The organism is Bradyrhizobium sp. AT1, assembly GCF_001590795.1.
Classification (GTDB): Bacteria; Pseudomonadota; Alphaproteobacteria; order Rhizobiales; family Xanthobacteraceae; genus Bradyrhizobium.
In genome coordinates this window covers 2976567-2994804 of sequence record NZ_JXDL01000001.1, presented here as the reverse complement: position 1 = coordinate 2994804, position 18238 = coordinate 2976567, and the positions used below count along the sequence as shown (strand labels likewise).

Below are 18238 nucleotides of genomic sequence, written 5' to 3'. Positions count from 1 at the left end.
GGCCCGGCTGGTGTAGGCTGCCTCCTGGAACGCCTCCAAGGAGGCCCCGGGGCGAACGAGAAAAACACAGGGCAAGCCATCATGACCCAGTTCAACGAGACCGATCTCACCGAAGCCGTCGTCAGGAGCTTCGACAACACGCCCAATCCCCGCGCGAAATTCCTGCTCCAGGAATTGGTGAAGTCGCTGCACGATTACGTGAGCAAGACCGGCCTCACCTTCGAGGAGTGGGACTACGCCATCGATTTCCTGACCCGCACCGGGCAGAAATGCACCGACACCCGCCAGGAATTCATCCTGCTATCCGACGTGCTCGGCGTCTCGATGCTGGTCGACGCGGTCAATCATCGCGACCGCGAAGGCGCCACCCAGACCACGGTGCTCGGCCCGTTCTATGTCGGCGAGCACAAGGTGACGGCCCACGGCACCGACATCTCGCCGAACAATCAGACCGGCGAGCGGATGTTCGTGCAGAGCCGCGTCACCGACCTCGAGGGCAAGCCGCTTGCGAATGTCCCCGTCGACGTCTGGCATGCCGACGACGACGGCTTCTACGATTCCCAGAAGTCGAACTATGACGAGGTCGGCGCATCGGCGCGGGCGCGCTTCATCACCGACGGCGATGGCCGCTTCTTCTTCCGCACCATCTTGCCTTGCAGCTATCCGATCCCGACCGATGGCCCGGTCGGCGAGATGATCGTGCAGACCAAGCGTCATCCGATGCGTCCGGCGCATGTGCATTTCCTGGTGAATGCGAAGGGCTACGAGCCGCTGATCACGCACGTCTTCATGGACGGCGACAAATATCTGGATTCCGACGTAGTGTTCGGTGTGAAGGACGATCTCGTCGCCAAGGTCGAGCCGCGCACCGACGCTGCGATGCCTGACGGCACCAAGACGAGCGGGCAGTGGCATTTGATGACTTACGAATTCCATCTCAAGCCCGGCGGCGGCATGGCGCCGAAACCGCTGGGAACGAAGACGGCGGAGCCGGCGTGAGGCGCGGCTCAAGCGCAGATGATGCGGCGGTCAGGGTCGTGTACGACCGCCGAAATGTTGTCGACAGCGCCGAAACAGCAAACCTGCTCGGATGCCCGAGGTGAGCCGGAGGCAGACGATCACAGGGGTTGTAGCTTGGTCTGATGCAGCAGTGCCAGGGTGATCCAGTGTGCCTCGATGGCAGGCTTGATCATACCTTCAACCTCAATGGTCGCGTCCCATGCGGATTGGATGGACACGGCGCGAACTGTCAATCCGACCAGGCGAAATTTGCCTCTGACCCGAGCCCCGGACTTGACCGGGCTGAGGAAACGGACCCGCTCGAAGCCATAGTTCACGCCCATCCGCGTGCCCTCGACCCCGGGCATCGCATCGAATGCGAGAACTGAAAGAAGCGATAACGTAAGGAAGCCGTGCGCAATCGTGCCGCCAAACGGCGTCTCCTGCTCGGCACGTTGGCGGTCCGTATGAATAAACTGATGATCATGCGTCGCATCGGCAAACATATCGATCATCGATTGGTCGACCGTCTGCCAACCTGATATCAGCTCCGGGCCGTCGAGAAGCTGTCGATATGCGGCAAGTGGAATGAGTTGTCCTCGCAAATTGCCGGGGAAGACGGTCCGCTCGACGTCGTTCACTTTCCGCTCCGATCCGTGGTAGGCATCCCCGCTTATAACTGTCGGAGATGTTCGGCAAGCCGGGGGGTGGGGTGGTCTTCGTTAACGCATTGATCCTGATCGGAGCAGGCTTTCTGGGCGGCATAATGAATGCCCTTGCCGGCGGCGCGACATTGTTGACCTTTCCGGCGATGCTGTTGACGGGCTTGCCCCCCGTCGTCGCCACTGCATCGAATGCCCTTGCAGTGACTCCCGGCCATACGATGGCTGTCATCGCTGATCGGGCGATGGTGCCGCGCAATCGGTCGATTTTCATCGGACTGATTTTGGCGGCGGTCGGAGGTCTCTTGGGCGCGCTGCTGTTGCTGGCAACTTCCGAGCGTTTCTTCACTCTTCTGGTTCCGGCTCTGATCGCGATTGCGACTGTCCTGTTTGCGATAGGACCGCGCATTCAGAAAGCCACTGCTGCGCGCACGCATGTCGGCGGCACCCGTAGCGCCTGGCTGCTGCCGGTCTCGATATACGGAGGTTATTTCGGCGCCGGACTGGGCGTGATGCTTCTGGCGCTTCTCGCACTGACCGGGAAGGAGCCTTTGCGCACGCTCAATGCGCTGAAGAATCTCTACGCCACCGTTGCTGCTCTTGCGGGGGTGGTGCTGTTCGCGGCCTCGGGCGTGATCGACTGGCCCTCGACCCTGGTTATGTTGGTGGGAGCACTTGCCGGCGGATTTGCCGGGGGAAAGCTTGTTGGTGTCCTTCCCGCGCAGACCGTGAGGGCCGCGATTGTTGTTCTGGGAGCCGCAATGACAGTCGCTTACGCTTGGCGCTTCTGGTTCGCTTGAGCCAGCGCAGCTTCCGTCAGCGCGCGTGCAGCAGCGCCAGTAGCACGACGACCGCGCAGGCGAGCGCGGCCGAGGTCAGCTTCCAGAACATCAGCGGGCTGCGCTCCAGGAGCGGCGTGATCCGCGTGTCGAGATAGGCCGGGTTGGGGTTGCGTAGCTCGAAGATGAACTCCGAGAGATCCTCGTGGCGCTTGTAAGGATCGGGATGCAGCGCGCGCCGGAGCGCGCCGTCGACCCAGGCCGGCACGTTACGGTCGTCGTCGGCCGGGCGATATTTGAGCCTTCGCACGTCCGCCTTGCGTCGGATCCTGGCGACCTGGGTGCCGTAGGGAAGCTTTCCGGTCAGCATCTGATAGCAGATCACTGCCAGCGAAAACATGTCGGAGCGCGGTGAGCCTCCTTGCCCCAAAAAATACTCCGGAGCCGCGTACTGGATGGTGCCCAGGATTTCGTCGGCCTCGTCCGGCGGCGCCGCTTCGGCGACGCCGGCCACCCTGACCGATCCGAAGTCGATGATCTTCGCGGTGCCGGTCTTGTCGATCAGGATGTTGTCGGGCCTGAGATCCTGATGCAGCATTTCCATGCGGTGGAAGGCGCGCAGGCCAGCGGCGATCTGCTCGATGATGCCGCGCACGGTTTCGAGATCGGGGCGCGGATTGTCCGTCATCCACTGCTTCAACGTCTGCCCCTCGACGAATTCCATGGCGAGGTAGAGGTAGCTGCGCCGCTTCGACTGTGACAGCGGCTTGAGCACATGCGGGCTATCGATCCGGCGCGCGATCCATTCCTCCATCAGGAAGCGCTTGAGATAGGCGGCGTTGTCGCGCAAATCGATCGACGGCAGCTTGAGCGCGACCGGCTGCTCGGTCTCCACATCGACGGCGAGGTAGATATGGCTGCGGCTGCTGCCGTGGATCTCCCTGACGATGCGGTAGCCGTCGAAGACCGCGCGCGGCTCCGGCAGCGGAGGCAGCGGCAATTGCGAGGTCTGATTGAAGATGCCGGCCGGCTCGCGCTGGGGCACCGCGTCGATGCGGATGATCTGGACTGTGATGTTGTCGTCGCTGCCGCGCCGGTAGGCTTCCTCGACGATGGCCTTCGCCGCCGCGTCGAGCTCGCCTGCGTGCTCGTTCAGCGCGCTGGTGATGAAGCGCGCGTCGACGAATTCATATGCGCCGTCGGTCGCCAGCAGGAAGGTGTCGCCGGCTTCGATCTCGAAGGCCTGGTAGTCGATCTCGAGCTGCGGATTGATGCCGAGCGCGCGACCGAGATAGGTCTGCTCCGACGACACGATGATGCGGTGATCCTCAGTCAGCTGCTCGAGCGCCTTGCCGGCGACGCGGTAGACGCGGCAATCGCCGACATGGAAGATGTGCGCGGTGGTCGCCTTGATGACCATGGCGCTGAGGGTGCAGACATAGCCCTTGTCGCGGTCATAGGCATATTGGCTCTTGCGCGTCTGCGCATGCAGCCAGGAATTGGTCGCGTCCAGCACACGGCGCGCGGACGTCTTCACCGTCCAGGATTCCGACGTGCAATAATAGTCCATCAGGAAGCTCTTGACCGCGGATTCGCTGGCGATCTGGCTCACCGTGCTGGAAGAGATGCCGTCGGCGAGGACGGCCGAAATGCCCTTCAGGCTGAGCAGCGGCTCCTCCGGAATGAGGACGCCGTGAAAGTCCTGATTGACGGCCTTGCGACCCTTGTCCGAGTGCTGGCCGACCGAGATCAGAAGTCCGCGGGACATCGTCATCACCAGAGGAAGGGAGCCTCACCCTGCTTGGGCGAGGCTCCCTTGTCGAGACGTATTCGATCAGGCCGCGACGCGGGGCTTCGCAGCCTTGTCGGCCTGGCGCTTCGGCAGGGTCATGACGTGCGTGGTGTAGAGGGTCATGCCGGTGAAGGCGAGGCCGCCGACGAGGTTGCCGAGGACGGTCGGGATCTCGTTCCAGATCAGATAGTCCATGATCGAGAACTTCGCATGGAGCATCAGGCCCGACGGGAACAGGAACATGTTCACAACGGAATGTTCGAACACCATGTAGAAGAACACCAGGATCGGCATCCACATCGCGATGACCTTGCCGGAGACCGAGGTCGAGATCATGGCGCCGACGACGCCGGTCGAGACCATCCAGTTGCAGAGCATGCCGCGCATGAACAGCGTCGCCATGCCCGCCGCGCCATGCGCGGCGTAGCCGAGCGTTCGGCCCTCGCCGATGTTACCGATCGCCGCGCCGACCTTGTCGGGCGCCTGGGTGAAGCCGAACGTCGTAACGAAGGCCATCATGAAGGCGACGGTGAAGGCGCCGGCGAAGTTGCCCACGAAGACGAGGCCCCAATTGCGCAGCACGCCGCCAAGGGTGACGCCAGGGCGCTTGTCGATCAGGGCGAGCGGCGAAAGCACGAATACGCCGGTCAGGAGGTCGAAGCCCAAGAGATAGAGCATGACGAAGCCAACCGGAAACAGCAGTGCGCCGACCAGCGGCTGGCCGGTGTTGACGTTGATCGTGACGGCGAACCATGCGGCCAGCGCCAGGATCGCGCCGGCCATGTAGGCGCGGATGATCGTGTCCCGGGTGGACATGAAGATCTTGGACTCGCCCGCATCCACCATCTTGGTGACGAATTCCGAAGGCGCGAGATACGACATCAATGGTTCCTTTGCTTCGTAAATGATCGACACGCTCCTGCGAGCGCGACTGAACGGCATCGGGCCGTGCGGGCTGGCCGGCCGCGCACGAGGGCTATGGAAAGTTTGGAAGCCTTGGGGATCGCGTGACGAGGACTCTTCAGCCGGGAGAGCCGCGAAGCAGTTGAGCTTCCGGAATGCAGCCGCCAGAGGCTGCATCGATACGGCGATGCCGCAGTCTTCGTTGACGCAACCGAAGAAGCAATTTGTGTGCCGCGGTACGCAGATCGAAAAAGCGAACAGAATCAGCTGGATGGTCCTTGCTAACGGATGATTTGCTGGACCACGCCGCCTTTTGCTTGAGCGGCTGCACAACGTTTGTGCGGCGCACAAGGATTGAGCAAGCCGCAAATTTCGGATGCGGAACCTGGCTGCGACATTCTGACAGGTCGCAAGCAAGTATATGATTAAACGTGACTTTTGCCGGTGGCGGGCTTGGCACGAAGCTTGAATAGTTCCAGCCGACGCCATTGAAGCCGTCCCGCGAGACTTCTCATCCGAATTGCCAACGCCACCAGACGGGGGTCTCCCCGTCGCGCGTTCGCATGCGCCAAGGACGGCGCCGCCGGACGGACGGGCCGCTCGTGTGCACTGACGCCATCAATTTCCGCAACGACGCAAAGGACTGACATGACCAAGCGCACCCGCAGGCCCTCGGACAATGGGCTCAGCCGCCGTCAATTGTTGAAAGCCACCGGCTCGACCGCCGCACTTCTCGCCGCAGCAAAAGTGAATTTTCCCGCCGGCGCCTTTGCGCAGGACGCAGGGCCCGAGGTCAAGGGCGCCAAGCTCGGCTTCATCGCGCTCTCCGATGCCGGCCCGCTATTCGTCGCCAAGGACAAGGGTCTGTTCGCCAAATACGGCATGCCCGACACCGATGTGCAGAAGCAGGCCTCCTGGGGCACCACGCGCGACAACCTCGTGCTCGGCTCGGAGGGCAATGGCATCGATGGCGCGCACATCCTCACGCCGATGCCGTATCTGATCTCGGCCGGCAAGGTGACGCAGAACAACCAGCCGACGCCGATGTACATCCTGGCGCGGCTCAATCTCGACAGCCAGTGCATCTCGGTCGCCAATGAATATGCCGACCTCAAGCTCGGAGTCGATGCATCGCCCTTCAAGGCGGCGCTGGAAAAGAAGAAGGCCTCCGGCAAGGCGGTGAAAGCCGCGATGACATTCCCCGGCGGCACTCATGATCTCTGGATCCGCTATTGGCTCGCCGCCGGCGGCATCGACCCAGACAAGGACATCGAGACCATCGTGGTGCCGCCGCCGCAAATGGTGGCCAACATGAAGGTCGGCACGATGGACTGCTTCTGCGTCGGCGAGCCCTGGAATCTGCAGTTGATCCATCAGAAGATCGGCTACACCGCGGTCACTACGGGCGAACTCTGGAACAAGCACCCCGAAAAATCCTTCGGCATGCGTGCCGCCTTCGTCGACAAATATCCCAAGGCCGCCAAGGCGCTGCTGATGGCGGTGATGGAAGCCCAGCAATGGGCCGACAAGGCCGAGAACAAGGCCGAGCTTGCCGCCATCATGGGCAAGCGGCAGTGGATGAACTGCCCGGTCGAGGACGTGCTCGACCGCACCGCCGGCAAGTTCGACTACGGCATCCCCGGCAAGGTGGTCGAGAACTCCCCGCACGTCATGAAGTACTGGCGCGATCACGCCTCCTATCCGTTCCAGAGCCACGACCTCTGGTTCCTGACCGAGGACATCCGCTGGGGCAAGTACGAGCCGAACTTCGACACCAAGGCACTGATCGCCAAGGTCAACCGCGAGGACATGTGGCGCGATGCGGCCAAGACGCTCGGCGTCGCGGCCTCCGAGATCCCGACTTCGACCTCGCGCGGCAAGGAGACCTTCTTCGACGGCAAGGTGTTCGATCCCGAAAATCCGGCGGCCTATCTGAAGTCGCTCGCGATCAAGCGTGTCGAAGTCTGATGGGGCCAGCGGCCGCCCTTGGGCGGCCGCATCGTCTTGACCAAGCCGGAAAAGGGATTCTTGATGAACATGCCTGCCACGAAAATCGAGCTTGAGACCGCATCGCCTGTCGCCGCGCCGGTCGTCGCGATGACGCCGAAGCGTCCCCCACGCACCGAGGCCTACGCGCGCATGGCCAGGGAGACCGCCGTGCGCGTGATCCCGCCGCTGGTCGTGATCGCGCTCTTGACCCTGGTGTGGGAGCTGGTCTGCCGCCGCGCCGGCTCGGCCCTGCCGCCACCGTCGAAAGTGTTCAAGGACACAAAAGAGCTGATCCTCGATCCGTTCTTCGACCATGGCGGCATCGACAAGGGCCTGTTCTGGCATCTGTCCGCCAGCCTCCAGCGCGTCGCGCTCGGCTATTCGCTGTCTGCGATCGCCGGCATCGCGCTCGGCGTGCTGGTTGGACAGTCGGTCTGGGCGATGCGCGGGCTCGATCCGCTGTTCCAGGTGCTGCGCACCATTCCACCTTTGGCCTGGCTGCCGCTCTCGCTCGCGGCCTTCCGCGACGGCCAGCCCTCGGCGATCTTCGTCATCTTCATCACATCGATCTGGCCGATCATCATCAACACGGCGGTCGGCATCCGCAACATCCCGCAGGATTATCGCAACGTCGCCGCGGTGGTGCAGCTCAATCCGCTCGAGTTCTTCTCCAAGATCATGATCCCGGCGGCCGCGCCTTACATCTTCACGGGTCTGCGCATCGGCATCGGCCTGTCCTGGCTCGCGATCGTCGCGGCTGAAATGCTGATCGGCGGCGTCGGCATCGGTTTCTTCATCTGGGACGCCTGGAACTCCTCGCATATCAGCGAGATTATCCTGGCGCTGTTCTATGTCGGCATCGTCGGCTTCGTGCTCGATCGTCTGATCGCCGGCCTCGGCAAGATCGTCACCCGTGGCACGGCGCAGGGCTGAGGAGCAAACACATGACCGCCTATCTGAAGCTCGACCACATCGACAAGGTCTTCACCCGCGGCGCCGCCACAACGGAGGTGCTCAAGGACATCAACCTGACGATTGAGAAGGGCGAATACGTTTCGATCATCGGCCATTCCGGCTGCGGCAAGTCGACCCTGCTCAACATCATCGCGGGACTGACCACCGCCACCACCGGCGGCGTGCTGCTGGAAAACCGCGAGGTCAACTCACCGGGGCCCGACCGGGCCGTGGTGTTCCAGAACCACAGCCTGCTGCCGTGGCTCACCGTCTACGAGAACGTCAGGCTCGGCGTCGACAAGGTCTTCGCCAGGACCAAGTCTCGTGCTGAGCGCGACGCCTGGGTGATGCACAATCTCAATCTCGTGCAGATGGCTCACGCTCGCGACAAGCGCCCGTCCGAAATCTCCGGCGGCATGAAGCAGCGCGTCGGCATCGCCCGGGCGCTGGCGATGGAGCCGAAGGTGCTGTTGCTCGACGAGCCGTTCGGCGCGCTCGACGCGCTGACCCGCGCTCACTTGCAGGACTCCGTGATGGCGCTGCATCAGAAGCTCGGCAACACGATCCTGATGATCACCCACGATGTCGACGAGGCTGTGCTGTTGTCAGACCGCATCGTGATGATGACCAATGGGCCGAGCGCGCGTATCGGCGAGGTGCTGGAGGTGCCGCTGGCGCGGCCGCGCAAGCGGCTCGAGCTTGCGACCAACGCGACCTACTTGAAGTGCCGGCAGCGCGTGCTCGAATTCCTCTACGAACGTCATCGCTTCGTCGAGGCCGCGTAAATCAAAACTTAACGCGAGAACTCGCGTCCGCCTAATTAGTCGACATCCAGCTCAATCCTTGTGCGCCGCACAAGGATTGAGCGAATCGCAAAATTAGCGAGCGGAAAAGCCCTGCTGCAAATTCGGGCAAGGCGAATAACGTCCTGAAATCCCTGTGTTTCCGGCATGCGCGCGATTGGCATGGAAATTGAAATGTCTTTGCGCGACGCCAACGACGACGTCCCTCAACATCATCAATCAGCATCGTGAACTCGCCACCGGGGTGAAGCCTCGGAGCGTGCCTCCATGTGGGGCAGAGCCTGCAACGGCGCAGCGGTGAGACTGGAAGGGATACTCAATGACGAAGAATCCGACTTGGATTTCAGACTGGCGCCCCGAAGATGAGACGTTCTGGAATGCGACTGGCAAGACCATCGCGCGACGCAATCTGATCTGGTCGATCGTGGCCGAGCATATCGGCTTCTCGGTCTGGCTGATCTGGAGCATCGTCACCACCAAGCTGCCGCAGGCGGGCTTCCACTACACCACCGACCAGCTGTTCCAGCTCGTCGCGGTGCCGGGCCTGATCGGCGCCCTGATGCGCTTTCCCTACACCTTCGCCGTGACGACGTTCGGAGGCCGCAACTGGACCATCTTCAGCGCGGCGATCTTGTTCATTCCGACCTTGTCGCTGGCCTATTTCGTGAGCCAGCCCGACACGCCGTTCTGGCTGATGCTGCTGATCGCTTCGACCGCTGGCCTTGGCGGCGGCAATTTCGCCTCCAGCATGACCAACATCTCGTTCTTCTTCCCCGACCGGATGAAGGGCTGGGCGCTCGGTCTGAACGCGGCCGGCGGCAATATCGGTGTCTCCAGTGTGCAGCTCTTGACCCCCATCCTGATGACGCTCGCCGTCTTCAACCTGTTCCAGGCAACGCCCGTCGACGGCATCTTCCTGCAGAATGCCGGCCTGATGTGGGTGCTGCCGATCGCGATCGCCGTGTTCGGTGCGGTGTTCTACATGAACAACCTCACCACGGCGAAATCGTCGGTGAAGAATCAGCTTGCCATCGTCAAGCGCAAGCACACCTGGATCATGGCGTATCTCTACATCGGCACGTTCGGATCCTTCATCGGCTACTCCGCGGCGTTTCCGCTGCTGATCAAGACGCAATTTCCGCAAGTCACGATCGCGATCGCATTCCTGGGTCCGCTGGTGGGCTCGCTGTCGCGTCCGCTCGGCGGCTGGCTTGCCGACAGGATCGGCGGCTCGATCATCACCTTCTGGAACTTCATCGTCATGGCGGGCGCCACGGTCGGCGTGCTCTACTTCGTCGGGCAGAAGGATTTCATCGGCTTCCTCTCGATGTTCCTGATCCTGTTCGTGACGACGGGCATCGGCAACGGCTCGACCTACCGCATGATCCCTTCGATCTTCCGCGAGGAGAACCTGTTCAAGGTGCGCGGCAAGGGCGATGCGGCGCGAGCGCTGGCGCTGAAGACGGCGAGCATCGAGAGCGGCGCAGCAGTCGGTTTCATCGGCGCCATCGGCGCCGTCGGCGGCTATTTGATCCCGACCGGCTTCGGCAAGTCGATCGCCATGACCGGCGGGCCGCAGCTGGCGCTCGCGATCTATCTCGGCTTCTACGCCAGCTGCCTTGCTTTGACCTGGTGGTTCTATCTGCGTCGCAGCCCGCAAGGTGAGGGCGCCTCAAGCCTTGCCGAAGCGCGAGTCTGACAATTGGCACGAATGTCGCTTCTCCCCGTACGCGGGGAGAACACTCTCTGATGACGTTTGATCCATGAACCTTGTTCGCAACGGCGCGCACCAAGGCAAACCGAAACAGACAGGAGAACATCATGACGCCCGAACAGATCACTCTCATCCAGCAGAGCTTCGCCAAGGTCGCGCCGATATCGGAGCAGGCCGCGGTGCTGTTCTACAATCGTCTGTTCGAGGTGGCGCCGTCCGTGCGCGCAATGTTCCCTGAAGACATGACCGAGCAACGCAAGAAGCTGATGGGCATGCTCGCTGCTGTCGTCGGCGGCCTGTCGAATTTGGACTCGATTCTTCCCGCGGCCTCGGCACTCGCAAAGCGCCATGTCGCCTACGGCGCGGTGGCCGAGCACTATCCCGTGGTCGGGGCGACCCTGCTGTGGACCTTGGAAAAGGGGCTTGGCGACGCCTGGACGCCCGAACTGGCAAAGGCCTGGACCGACGCTTACGGCGTGCTGTCCGGCTACATGATATCCGAAGCCTACGGCGCACAGCCGCAGGCCGCTGAATAGGAGATGCCTCGTGAGTGAACCGCTGGTCATCGTCGGTAACGGTATGGCGGCCGCGCGTCTGGTCGACGAGCTCGCCAAGACCTCGCTCGGCCGCTATGCGGTCGCGGTGATCGGCGAAGAGCCGCGGCTCGCTTACAATCGCGTGCTGCTCTCCTCCGTGCTGGCCGGCGAGACCGGCTCGCACGAGATCGAGCTCCGGCCGGCCGATTGGTGGCGCCATCGCGGCGTCACGGTGCGCTACGGCTATCGCGTCACCGAGATCGACACCGGCCGCCGCGAGCTCAAGATCGAGGGCGAAGAGAGCATGGAATATTCCAAGCTCGTGCTCGCCACCGGATCGACGCCGCTGCGGCTCAATTTGCCGGGCGCCGATCTCGCCGGCGTGCACACCTTTCGCGATACGCGCGACGTCGACCTTCTGCTGACGCTGGCGGCTGCGAAGAAACGCGTCGTCGTGGTTGGCGGCGGCCTGCTCGGACTCGAGGCAGCCTACGGCCTCGCCAAGGCCGGCGCGCCGGTGACGCTGTTGCATCTGATGGACCGGTTGATGGAGCGTCAGCTCGATGGGCCGGCAGCGGGCCTGCTCAAGACGCTGGTCGAGCGCAAGGGCATCCGCATCCTGCTCCACGCCTCGACCGCTCGCATCCATGGCGACGGCCACGTCGAGGCCGTCGAGCTTGCGGATGGCAGCCGTATCGAGGCCGACGCCGTGATCTTCGCGGCTGGCATCAAGCCGAACGCAGCGCTCGCTAAGGATGCCGGCATCGCGGTCAACCGCGGCGTCGTCGTCAACGATCTGATGCAGACCTCCTCGCCCGACATCTACGCGCTCGGCGAATGCGCCGAGCATCGCGGCACCTGCTATGGGCTGGTCGAGCCCGCCTATGAGCAGGCGCGCGTGCTGGCGCGGCATCTCGCCGGCCGGCCCGCCGCCTATCAGGGCAGCGTGGTCTCGACCAATCTCAAGGTCTCCGGCGTCAGCGTGTTCTCCGCCGGCGACTTCATGGGCGGGGAGGGCAGCGAGAGCCTGGTGCTGACCGATCGCAGGCGCGGCACCTACAAGAAGCTCGTCATCGCCGATGGCCGGCTCACCGGCGCGGTGCTGATCGGCGATACCGTCGATGCGCTCTGGTATCTGGAGTTGATCCGCAATCGCGACAAGGTGGCGGCGATCCGCACCGCCATGATGTTCGGCCGTGCGCTCGCGCTTCCCTCGAAAGCAGCCTGATATGACGGCGATCGATCCCACGCTCCGCGCCACCAAGACGACTTGTCCCTATTGCGGCGTCGGCTGCGGCGTGCTGGCAACGCCCGACGGCAAGGGTGGCGCGGCGATCGCGGGTGACCCCGATCACCCCGCCAATTTCGGCCGGCTCTGCTCCAAGGGCTCCGCGCTCGGCGAGACGGTCGGGCTGGAAGGCCGTCTGCTCTATCCGATGATCCGCTGCAAAGGCGTGCTGGAGCGCGTGGCCTGGAGCGATGCGCTCGACCATGTCGCCCATCGCATGCAGCACATCGTGGCGCGTGACGGCGCCGATGCGGTTGCGTTCTATCTCTCCGGGCAGCTGCTGACCGAGGATTACTACGTCGCCAACAAGCTGATGAAAGGCTTTGTCGGCACGGCCAATGTCGACACCAATTCGCGGCTCTGCATGTCGTCGTCCGTTGCCGGCCATCGCCGCGCCTTCGGCGCCGATACCGTGCCCGGCTGCTACGAGGATCTCGACCAGGCCGATCTGCTCGTCTTCGTCGGCTCGAACGCAGCCTGGTGTCATCCGGTGCTATTCCAGCGCATGCTGAAGAACCGCGGAGAGCGCGGCGCGCGGATGATCGTGATCGATCCGCGCCGCACCGACACGGCTGATGATGTCGATCTGTTCCTGGGGCTCAAGCCCGGCACCGACACCGCGCTGTTCTCGGGCCTGTTCGTGCATCTCGCCGACAGCGGCGCGCTGGACCGGGATTACATCGCGCAGAATACGAGCGGTTTCGACGACGCGCTGGCACGCGCGCGGAGCATTGCCGGCAGCGTCACCGCGACCGCGCTCGCCACGGGCCTGTCCGAGCAGGATGTCGCCGCCTTCTTCAGGATGTTCCGCGGTACCGAAAAGGTCGTCACGCTCTACTCGCAGGGCGTCAACCAGTCGGCGCAGGGCACCGACAAGGTCAATGTGATCCTGAACTGCCATCTTGCGACGGGCCGCATCGGCAAGCCAGGGGCCTCGCCGTTCTCGCTGACCGGCCAGCCCAACGCCATGGGCGGCCGCGAGGTCGGCGGGCTCGCCAACATGCTTGCCGCTCACATGGGGTTCACGCCGCCGGACATCGATCGTGTCAGGCGGTTCTGGAAGGCGCCGCGCATCGCCACCCATGAGGGGTTGAAGGCGGTGCAGCTGTTCGAGGCCGTCAACCGCGGCGAGGTCAAGGCGCTCTGGGTGATGGGTACCAACCCTGCGGTGTCGCTGCCCGACGCGGATTTCGTGCGCGAGGCTTTGAAGAAGCTCGAGCTGTTCGTGGTCTCTGAGAACGTGCTCTCCAACGACACGGTCGAGGCCGGCCCGCACGTGCTGCTGCCGGCGCTCGCCTGGGGCGAGAAGTCGGGCACCGTGACCAATTCCGAACGCCGCATCTCGCGCCAGCGTTCGTTCCTGCCGGCGCCGGGCGAGGCGCGCCCCGATTGGTGGATCCTCAGCGAGACCGCCAAGCGCCTCGGCTTCGGCGACAGTTTCAACTACAAATCTGCGGCGGATATCTTTCGCGAACACGCTGCGCTCTCGGCCTTCGAGAACCATGGTGGCCGTGACTTCGACATCGGCGCGATGACCTCGTTGTCCGACGAAGCCTTTGACGCCTTGAAGCCGGTGCAGTGGCCGGTGCGGGAAGGCGGGGCGCCTGGCGCGCGCTTCTTCGCGAATGGCGGCTTCTTCACCAATGACGGCAAGGGCCGCTTCGTTGCGCCGGAGGTGCCGTCGCTGCGCGGCGAGACCGGACCCTCGCGTCCTCTAAGGCTCAACACCGGACGCATCCGCGACCAGTGGCACACCATGACGCGTACGGGGCTCAGCCAGCGCCTCGGCGCGCACCTGCCCGAGCCCTTTGTCGAGATCCATCCCGATGACGCCAGCAAGTATGGCATCGCTCACGATGGCTATGCCCGCATCACTACCGATTACGGACAGTGCATCCTGAAGGTCGTCGTCAGCGAAGGCCAGCAACGCGGGGCGCTGTTCGTTCCGATCCACTGGAGCGCGATGAATAGCTCGCACGGCCGGGTCGGAGCGCTCGTGCAGTCGTTCACCGATCCGTTCTCCGGGCAGCCGGAATCGAAGGCGACGCCGGCCGCGATTGCGCCTTACGAATTCGTCTTCCGCGGCTTTGCGCTGTCGCGGAGAGAGCTCGATCTGCCGCCCAACCTGTTGTGGACCCGCGTCACGGTCGCCGACGGCTTCGCCTATCTCTTCGCCGACAATGCGGATCTTTCGCGCTGGCCGGTCTGGCTCGAGAGCGTCGCCGGTGAGGACGTTGCCGACTATCGCGACTTCGGCGGCGGCGTCTATCGTGCGGCGTCTTTCGCGGGTGACCGCATCGAAACCTGCGTGTTCGTGGGCCCCGGGCACGATGCAGGTGATTGGGAGGTGGTGAAGAGCCTGTTCGTGGCCGATCGCGTCACCGACGATCAGCGCCGCATGCTGCTGTCGGGCAGGTCCGGCGAGGGGGCTGCCTCGGCCGGGCCGATCGTCTGCGCCTGCTTCGGCGTCGGCCGCGACACCATCTGTGACAGCATCGCAAGCGGGGCGCGCACGGCCGCCGAGATCGGCGCCAAACTCAAGGCCGGCACAAACTGCGGCTCCTGCATCCCGGAGTTGAAGCGGCTGATCGCAAGCACGGACGTGCCAGTGAAGCCGGTGAAGGTCGCGGGCGCGGTGGGGTAGGGGCGCTAGCTCTCGTGCCCCGGACGCTGCGCAGCACGAAGTGATGCGCCGCAGAGGCGGGGCCCATCTCATAGTGGAGTGTTTGGCCTTTTTCGGGTCCCGGCTCTGCGCAGCAACACTGACGCGTTGCAGCGCGTCCGGGACACGAAAGTCGTGTGGACGCAGCCATTCTCCGCCAATCGACGCGCCCTCGATTGTGCCCTATGCTGCAGCGCTCCGTCTCTCAACAATCACAACAACAATGATGTACCTGGAAACGCCGCCGCGTCTGATTGAAACGAAGCTCTTCTCCGCCATGCCCGAAAAATTCCGCCGCAAGGGTGTGCGGACGGACTGGGCTGACGCCAACCGGCCGAATGTGCCGACCGACAGCTTCATCGAAGGTCCGTCATTCGACAGAGACGGCAATCTCTACATCGTCGATATTCCCTTCGGCCGCATCTTTCGCGTCGCACCCGATGGCGAGTGGTCGCTCGTCGCCGAATATGAGGGCTGGCCGAACGGGCTGAAGATCGCGGCCGACGGCCGCATCCTGGTGGCCGATTACATGCACGGCATCATGGAACTCGATGCCAAGGCCGGCCGCGTCAAGCCGGTCCTGACTGCGCGCAATTCGGAATCGTTTCGCGGTTGCAACGATCTGCATCTTGCCTCGAACGGCGATATCTACTTCACGGATCAGGGCCAGACCGGGTTGCACGATCCGAGCGGCCGGGTCTATCGCCTGGCATCGAACGGCCGGCTCGACTGCCTGATCGACACCGGCATCAGTCCGAACGGCCTCGTGCTCGATCCGGCTGAAACCGTGCTGTTCGTCGCAATGACGCGCGACAATGCAGTGTGGCGAATGCCGTTCATGAAGGATGGCAGCGTGTCGAAGGTCGGCCGCTTCTGCTCGCTGTTCGGCACCAGCGGCCCTGATGGTCTGACCATGGATGCCAAGGGCCGCCTGTTCGTCGGCCACGCCTCGCTGGGCCACGTCTTCGTGTTCGCCCCCAACGGCGAACTGATCGCGCGGATCAAGTCGTGCGCCGGGCCGAACTGCACCAATGTCGCGATCGCTGGCGAAGGCAACGATCGGCTCTATATCACGGAGTCGTCGACCGGCAGCGTGCTGGTAGCGGATATCGGCGAACTGTGAGCTTGAACATGAACACCAAATCCTTTGGCACGACCGGCACCGATGTTTCCGTGATCGGGCAGGGCACCTGGTATCTCGATCACGGCGATCGCAAGCGGGCGATCGCGGCGCTTCAGCGCGGGCTCGATCTCGGCATGACCCACATCGACACCGCCGAGATGTACGGCGATGCCGAGCTCGTCATTGCCGATGCGATCGCGGGCCGGCGCGACGAAGTGTTCCTCGTGTCGAAAGTGCTGCCGAGCAACGCCTCTCGCCGCGGCACCATCACGGCCTGTGAGCGCTCGCTGAAGCGGCTCAACACCGACCGTCTTGATTGCTATCTGCTGCATTGGCGCGGTTCCTATCCGCTGGACGACACGGTCGCCGCATTCGAGGAGCTGGTGAAGGCTGGCAAGATCAAATCCTGGGGTGTCTCCAATTTCGACGCCGACGATCTCGATGAGTTGCTTGAGGTTGCCGGCGAAGGCCGCATCGCCTGCAATCAGGTGCTCTATCATCTGAAGGAACGCGCGATCGAGCATGCCGTGATCCCCTGGTGTCAGCGGCACGGCGTCGCAGTGGTCGCCTATTCGCCGTTCGGTCACGACGATTTTCCGGATGCGCGCAGCAAGGGCGGTGCCGTGCTGGCGAAGATTGCGGAGGCACGTCGCACAACGCCGCGTCAGGTCGCGCTGAGCTTCCTGACCCGTGCGACTACGGTGTTCGCGATTCCGAAGGCGTCGTCCGCCGAACATGCCGGCGAGAATGCGGCGGCTGGCGATCTCGTGCTGACAAAGGACGAGATTTCTGCGCTTGACGCGGCGTTTCCGCGCGGGCCGAAGCCGCGCAACCTCCCCATGTTGTAGTGCACAATCGCCGAATATTAACGGAGCATTGACGCGCGCGGCGGCCGGCGCATATCGGCATCCTGTTTTCGGAAGTTGTGAATGCGGCGTAATTGTCGTTTTTTATCGCTGTTCTCGATTCGCATTTCGCCCGGGTTCCAGCCGTGACACCGCCGCCCGCCGCAGCCGCAAGGCTCGACACAATTCCCATGCCCGCGCCGGAGAAGAAGCAGAAGGCTCGCCGTGCGCCCGCGCGCGTCGATCATCCCTTCAAGGGCATCGCGCTGGTGCTGCTGTCGACCGTGTTTCTCGGCACCTCCGACACCACGGCGAAATATCTCTCGACCAGCCTGCCGTCGATCGAGATCACCTGGATCCGCTTCGTCACCTTCGCGCTGATGTTCACGCCGGTGATGTTTCCGGGCTCGCCGCTGCACGCGATGCGGACCGAGCGGCTCGGTCTGCAGCTGATGCGCGGGGTCGCGCTGCTCGGCTCCTCCCTGTTCTTCATCACCGGCCTCGCGTTCCTTCCGATCGCGGAAGCCTCCGCCACTGGGTTTGTCTCGCCGCTGTTCGTGACCGCGCTGTCGATCATCTTCCTCAGCGAAAAAGTCGGCATGCGCCGCTGGATCGCGACCGGGATCGGTCTCACGGGCGTGCTGATCATCCTGCGGCCGGGGACGAGCGCGTTTCACGCAGCTGCATTCTTCCCGATCGTCTCCGCATTCTGCTGGGCCGCCGCGCTGATCCTGACGCGCATGATGAGCGGCCGCGAAGCCGTGCTCACTACCATGGCCTATTCCGCGCTGACGGGCGTTGCGATCCTGTCCGTGATGGTGCCGTTCGTCTGGGTCACACCGAGCTGGACCGCGATCGGTCTCGGCATCGTGATCGGCGTCGCCTCGACCGTCGGCCAGTGGATCATCGTGCTGGCCTATCGCTACGGTGATGCCTCGGTGCTGGCGCCGTTCTCCTACACGCAACTGCTCTGGGTCAGCATTCTCGGCTTCTTCATCTTCGGTGAAGTGCCAGATGTCTGGACCGTCGTCGGCGCCGCCTTCATCGTCGCCAGCGGACTCTACATCGCCCATCGCGAGCGGGTCCGCCGGGCCCAACTCCTGGTGCTGGAAGAGCGTTCCCCGAACCCCTGACGCAAGTCCCCGCGTCCCGCCTTGTGCTATCAACGGCTCCAACGATAGGGGAGGAG

15 protein-coding genes are annotated in these 18238 nt (G+C 63.5%); 12 read left to right on the top strand and 3 right to left on the bottom strand.

Annotation, left to right across the window (positions count from 1 at the left end; all coding sequences use genetic code 11):
• Positions 1–81: 81 nt before the first annotated feature.
• Complete coding sequence (locus tag SE92_RS14085; protein WP_063196327.1) at positions 82–999, top strand: dioxygenase family protein; 918 nt, start codon at positions 82–84, stop codon at positions 997–999.
• 119 nt (positions 1000–1118) lie between these two features.
• On the opposite strand, the gene SE92_RS14080 is transcribed toward SE92_RS14085, so the two are convergent.
• Positions 1119–1640 carry a MaoC family dehydratase gene (locus SE92_RS14080; RefSeq protein ID WP_084251808.1) on the bottom strand — a complete coding sequence of 174 codons (522 nt, stop codon included), beginning with the start codon at positions 1638–1640 and terminating at the stop codon, positions 1119–1121.
• Positions 1641–1687: 47 nt separating this feature from the next.
• On the opposite strand from SE92_RS14080, the gene SE92_RS14075 reads away from it, so the two are divergent.
• Complete coding sequence (locus SE92_RS14075; protein ID WP_063196326.1) at positions 1688–2461, top strand: sulfite exporter TauE/SafE family protein; 774 nt, start codon at positions 1688–1690, stop codon at positions 2459–2461.
• 16 nt (positions 2462–2477) lie between these two features.
• Here SE92_RS14075 and SE92_RS14070 read toward each other — a convergent pair whose 3' ends face one another.
• Both SE92_RS14070 and SE92_RS14065 read right to left on the bottom strand, forming a co-directional pair.
• Positions 2478–4214, bottom strand: a complete 1737-nt coding sequence (locus SE92_RS14070; protein WP_063196325.1) for a bifunctional protein-serine/threonine kinase/phosphatase — start codon at positions 4212–4214, stop codon at positions 2478–2480.
• Between the two features lie 60 nt (positions 4215–4274).
• Positions 4275–5114 carry a formate/nitrite transporter family protein gene (locus tag SE92_RS14065; protein WP_063196324.1) on the bottom strand — a complete coding sequence of 280 codons (840 nt, stop codon included), beginning with the start codon at positions 5112–5114 and terminating at the stop codon, positions 4275–4277.
• 669 nt (positions 5115–5783) lie between these two features.
• Between SE92_RS14065 and SE92_RS14060 the strand changes: the two genes are divergently transcribed.
• From SE92_RS14060 to SE92_RS14015, 10 genes are all read left to right on the top strand, one after another.
• Positions 5784–7103 carry a CmpA/NrtA family ABC transporter substrate-binding protein gene (locus SE92_RS14060; RefSeq protein ID WP_063196323.1) on the top strand — a complete coding sequence of 440 codons (1320 nt, stop codon included), beginning with the start codon at positions 5784–5786 and terminating at the stop codon, positions 7101–7103.
• A 63-nt stretch (positions 7104–7166) separates the two neighbouring features.
• A complete protein-coding gene (ntrB, locus tag SE92_RS14055) occupies positions 7167–8057 on the top strand; it encodes a nitrate ABC transporter permease (protein ID WP_063203512.1) in 891 nt (296 codons plus the stop codon).
• A gap of 11 nt (positions 8058–8068) precedes the next feature.
• Entirely contained in the window at positions 8069–8863 is a 795-nt protein-coding gene (locus tag SE92_RS14050; protein WP_063196322.1) for an ABC transporter ATP-binding protein, read from the top strand.
• A 337-nt stretch (positions 8864–9200) separates the two neighbouring features.
• A complete protein-coding gene (locus SE92_RS14045; RefSeq protein WP_063196321.1) occupies positions 9201–10580 on the top strand; it encodes an MFS transporter in 1380 nt (459 codons plus the stop codon).
• Positions 10581–10702: 122 nt separating this feature from the next.
• Positions 10703–11131, top strand: a complete 429-nt coding sequence (locus tag SE92_RS14040) for a globin family protein (protein WP_063203511.1) — start codon at positions 10703–10705, stop codon at positions 11129–11131.
• Positions 11132–11141: 10 nt separating this feature from the next.
• A complete protein-coding gene (locus tag SE92_RS14035; protein WP_084251807.1) occupies positions 11142–12359 on the top strand; it encodes an NAD(P)/FAD-dependent oxidoreductase in 1218 nt (405 codons plus the stop codon).
• A 1-nt stretch (position 12360) separates the two neighbouring features.
• Positions 12361–15063, top strand: a complete 2703-nt coding sequence (locus tag SE92_RS14030) for a nitrate reductase (RefSeq protein WP_063196319.1) — start codon at positions 12361–12363, stop codon at positions 15061–15063.
• 244 nt (positions 15064–15307) lie between these two features.
• Complete coding sequence (locus SE92_RS14025; RefSeq protein ID WP_063196318.1) at positions 15308–16204, top strand: SMP-30/gluconolactonase/LRE family protein; 897 nt, start codon at positions 15308–15310, stop codon at positions 16202–16204.
• Between the two features lie 8 nt (positions 16205–16212).
• Complete coding sequence (locus SE92_RS14020; RefSeq protein ID WP_063203510.1) at positions 16213–17052, top strand: aldo/keto reductase; 840 nt, start codon at positions 16213–16215, stop codon at positions 17050–17052.
• A gap of 188 nt (positions 17053–17240) precedes the next feature.
• Positions 17241–18182: a DMT family transporter gene (locus tag SE92_RS14015; protein WP_198172926.1), complete on the top strand. Its 942-nt coding sequence runs from the start codon at positions 17241–17243 to the stop codon at positions 18180–18182.
• Positions 18183–18238 lie beyond the last annotated feature (56 nt).

What these genes read in the sequence shown, in the direction of transcription:
- SE92_RS14070 (WP_063196325.1), bottom strand. Translation starts at nt 4,214, where the DNA reads ATGACGATGTCCCGCGGACTTCTGATCTCGGTCGGCCAGCACTCGGAC.
- SE92_RS14085 (WP_063196327.1), top strand. Translation starts at nt 82, where the DNA reads ATGACCCAGTTCAACGAGACCGATCTCACCGAAGCCGTCGTCAGGAGC.
- SE92_RS14025 (WP_063196318.1), top strand. Translation starts at nt 15,308, where the DNA reads ATGTACCTGGAAACGCCGCCGCGTCTGATTGAAACGAAGCTCTTCTCC.
- SE92_RS14030 (WP_063196319.1), top strand. Translation starts at nt 12,361, where the DNA reads ATGACGGCGATCGATCCCACGCTCCGCGCCACCAAGACGACTTGTCCC.
- SE92_RS14065 (WP_063196324.1), bottom strand. Translation starts at nt 5,114, where the DNA reads ATGTCGTATCTCGCGCCTTCGGAATTCGTCACCAAGATGGTGGATGCG.
- SE92_RS14040 (WP_063203511.1), top strand. Translation starts at nt 10,703, where the DNA reads ATGACGCCCGAACAGATCACTCTCATCCAGCAGAGCTTCGCCAAGGTC.
- SE92_RS14075 (WP_063196326.1), top strand. Translation starts at nt 1,688, where the DNA reads ATGTTCGGCAAGCCGGGGGGTGGGGTGGTCTTCGTTAACGCATTGATC.
- SE92_RS14060 (WP_063196323.1), top strand. Translation starts at nt 5,784, where the DNA reads ATGACCAAGCGCACCCGCAGGCCCTCGGACAATGGGCTCAGCCGCCGT.
- ntrB (WP_063203512.1), top strand. Translation starts at nt 7,167, where the DNA reads ATGAACATGCCTGCCACGAAAATCGAGCTTGAGACCGCATCGCCTGTC.
- SE92_RS14045 (WP_063196321.1), top strand. Translation starts at nt 9,201, where the DNA reads ATGACGAAGAATCCGACTTGGATTTCAGACTGGCGCCCCGAAGATGAG.
- SE92_RS14020 (WP_063203510.1), top strand. Translation starts at nt 16,213, where the DNA reads ATGAACACCAAATCCTTTGGCACGACCGGCACCGATGTTTCCGTGATC.
- SE92_RS14015 (WP_198172926.1), top strand. Translation starts at nt 17,241, where the DNA reads ATGCCCGCGCCGGAGAAGAAGCAGAAGGCTCGCCGTGCGCCCGCGCGC.
- SE92_RS14050 (WP_063196322.1), top strand. Translation starts at nt 8,069, where the DNA reads ATGACCGCCTATCTGAAGCTCGACCACATCGACAAGGTCTTCACCCGC.